Origin of the sequence: Micromonospora sp. NPDC005806 (assembly GCF_042871425.1) — a bacterium.
Lineage (GTDB): Bacteria > Actinomycetota > Actinomycetes > Mycobacteriales > Micromonosporaceae > Micromonospora.
In genome coordinates this window covers 1-2,247 of record NZ_JBIAIL010000094.1, presented here as the reverse complement: position 1 = coordinate 2,247, position 2,247 = coordinate 1, and the positions used below count along the sequence as shown (strand labels likewise).

The 2,247-nt window shown below is 67.7% G+C and carries 3 protein-coding genes; all 3 read left to right on the top strand.

The window, feature by feature from the left end:
* The first annotated feature begins 440 nt into the window (after nucleotides 1-440).
* The 3 genes from ACFYOS_RS36340 to ACFYOS_RS36330 all read left to right on the top strand — a co-directional run bounded on the left by ACFYOS_RS36340 (nucleotide 441) and on the right by ACFYOS_RS36330 (nucleotide 2,181).
* Nucleotides 441-752 (top strand): transposase, encoded by a 312-nt coding sequence (locus ACFYOS_RS36340; protein WP_387151877.1) that lies wholly within the window; start codon nucleotides 441-443, stop codon nucleotides 750-752.
* On the top strand, nucleotides 749-1,462 hold the full coding sequence (locus ACFYOS_RS36335) for an IS3 family transposase (protein WP_387151874.1): 714 nt from the start codon (nucleotides 749-751) through the stop codon (nucleotides 1,460-1,462). Before ACFYOS_RS36340 ends, ACFYOS_RS36335 begins: the two co-directional genes overlap by 4 nt.
* Before the next feature lie 200 nt (nucleotides 1,463-1,662).
* Nucleotides 1,663-2,181, top strand: a complete 519-nt coding sequence (locus ACFYOS_RS36330) for a transposase (RefSeq protein WP_387151871.1) — start codon at nucleotides 1,663-1,665, stop codon at nucleotides 2,179-2,181.
* Nucleotides 2,182-2,247 lie beyond the last annotated feature (66 nt).

Genomic DNA, 2,247 nt, shown 5'->3' with positions numbered 1-2,247 from the left:
GGCCACCGGTATACCCACGCCAGCAATGACCACCCGAAAGATCAACCAGCCGCCTCAACGGCCTTGATCAACAGTTAGCGAAAGACCGAGGCTAGGGGGCCTTTGCCTAGCGGCAGCTGTGGCTTCGGCGGGGCGTCTTCGACCTGTTGCAGCGGTTCCGGGGACCCCACCGGTTGGGTTCGTCGACGCTTCAGAGGAGGACACCGCAAGGGTGGGGTACCGTGCCTCGGGCACGACTACGGGGTCGGCAGGGAAGGCAACAAGCAGTGACCGAACGGCGTGCGGATCACCCCACCGCACCAGACGGACGGCCGTGGCTGATCATCGACACACGGATGCACCGAGGCGGCGTGTCGTGGCTCGCGGCGCCGCTGTGAGCCACCCCCGCTTTCATGGAGCTTCTTGATCATGGTCTGATGGCCGTGGGGAGGAAGTCGTCCGTGGCAGCACCGAAGAAGTACCCCGATGAGCTACGTCAGCGCGCGGTGCGCTTGTACCGCGAGTCGAATCCGAAGCCGGTGATCCGGCGCTTGGCCGAGCAGCTCGGCGTTCATCACGAGGCGTTGCGGAACTGGATCCGACAGGCCGAGGCCGACACGGGTGAGCGTCACGACCGGCCGACCAGCGAGATGGCGGAGGAGAACCGCCGACTGCGCAGGGAAGTCGCCGAGTTGCGGCGCGCGAACGAGATCCTGAAGGCCGCGAGCGCGTATTTCGCGGCGGAGCTCGACCCGACCCGGCGACGGTCATGAGGTTCATCCACGAACACCGTGACCAGTTCACGGTCGCGCTCCTGCTACGGGTCCTGAACATCGGCGCCTCGACCTACTACGCGTGGGTGAGGCAGGCCGAACAGCCCTGCGACCGCGACGTGGTCGACCTGGGGCTGATCTCAACATCCACGAGATCTGGGAGACGTCAGGGCGCACCTACGGGCGCGGACCGGGTGCACCGGCAGCTGCGCCGCGACGGCATCCGCGTGGGCCGTAAGCGGGTCGAGCGGCTGATGGCCGAGCAGGGCTGGCAGGGGGCGTTCCTGCGTCGCGGCTGGCGCGGCGGCTCCACGAGGCAGGACCCGCGGGCGACGCCGGCGCCGGATCTGGTTAACCGGCAGTTCACCGCCGACCGGCCTAACCGGTTGTGGGTCGCGGACGCCACCCGCATCCCCTGCGGCGAGGGCGTGTTCTGGCTCGCCGCGGTCCGCGACGCGTTCTCCCGCCGGATCGTCGGGTGGAAGACGTCCGACCGCTGCGACACCGGCCTGATCCTCGCCGCCCTCGAATACGGCATCTGGTCGCGCGACGTCCGCGACGGCCAGTTGATCCACAACAGCGACCGCGGGTCGAACTACCCGTCCTTTCGCTTCGCGGAACGCTTACAGGACAACGGGATCCTGCCCTCGATGGGCTCCGTCGGCGACAGCTACGACTGTGAGACTGGTAGGCGCCGGCAGGCGGCCTGACTCTTGTTACGACCGACCCCGCGGTTTGGGTGTCCTTGCTGTTGATCTGTCGTCCGCCTGCCGGTGCAGTGCCAGTGGTGCTGGCCGGGCGGGCAGTGACCTCATAGGAGCCTGATCGCAACAGGTCCCGTCACAGTCCCGTCCACCCGGCCGGCCAGCGTCACGAACCCCGTCACCCCTGGTCTGAGCTGGAGCCCGCGATGTCAAGCATGAGCCCCGACCCACGACGGCGTCGAGTCGTCATCGGTGTCGACACCCACAAGCACGTTCACGTCGCCGTCGCCCTTGACGAGATCGGCGGCCGTCTGGACGCCCGGTCCTTCTCAGCGGATCGCGGCGGCTACGAACAGCTACTGGACTGGGCCGCCGGCCTCGGCGCCAAGAAGCTGATCTTCGCGATCGAGGGCACCGGCTCCTACGGCGCCGGGCTCACCTCTGCGGTCCGTCGCCGCGGTCTCAGCGTGATCGAGGTCCTGCGCACCGATCGCCGCGACCGCCGGCTGCTCGGCAAGAGCGACACCCTGGACGCCGAGAACGCTGCCCGCTCCGTGCTGGCCGGTGGCTCCACCGCCGTCCCGAAGACCAACGACGGCACGGTGGAGATGATCCGCCAGATCAAGGTTGCCAAGGACGCCGCGGTCAAGGCCCGCACCGCTGCGATGGTCAGCCTCAAGGCGGTACTCATCACCGCTGATACGAAAATCGGGCGGTCGTGGTGATCAGGTCAGGCTGTTTGTGTGCGTTGGACCGTGACTTGGTAGCCGAGTTGGTGGAGTTGGTCGATC